The sequence below is a fragment of the Streptomyces sp. DH12 genome (genome assembly GCF_020873895.1).
GTDB lineage: Bacteria > Actinomycetota > Actinomycetes > Streptomycetales > Streptomycetaceae > Streptomyces.
Genome location: NZ_JAHWGT010001080.1, coordinates 1 through 451 on the forward strand (window position 1 = coordinate 1; position 451 = coordinate 451).

Genomic DNA, 451 nt, shown 5'->3' on the forward strand with positions numbered 1-451 from the left:
GGAGACGGTACGGCTGCGCGCCGGGCACAACACCGTCGCCTACCGGGTCGACGAGGGCGACACCGGGCACGTCAACCTGGACCTCGTCACCGTCGACCGGCACGGCGCCCCGGTCACCCTGTTCGACGGCCGGAACCTCGACCGCTGGCAGCACACCGACGGACGCCCGGTGCAGTGGCCGGTCGACGGCGGGGCCGCCGAGGTCTGCTGCGGCGACATCCGCACCAAGGACAGCTACGACGACTTCCGGCTGCACGTCGAGTACCGGCTGCCGAAGCTGCCCCCGGACGTCACCGGCCAGGACCGCGCCAACAGCGGCGTCTACCTCCAGGACCGCTACGAGATCCAGATCCTGGACTCCTACGGCGACACCACCTTCGCCACCGACGAGGCGGGCGCGATCTACCAGAAGAAGGCGCCCGTCGTGAACGCCGCCCGGCCGCCGGAGACG

The 451-nt window shown here is 71.6% G+C and carries 1 protein-coding gene; it reads left to right on the plus strand.

From position 1 onward, the window contains the following. A partial coding sequence (locus tag LPA54_RS38610) for a family 16 glycoside hydrolase (RefSeq protein ID WP_228985049.1) occupies window positions 1-451 on the plus strand: 451 nt, incomplete at both ends.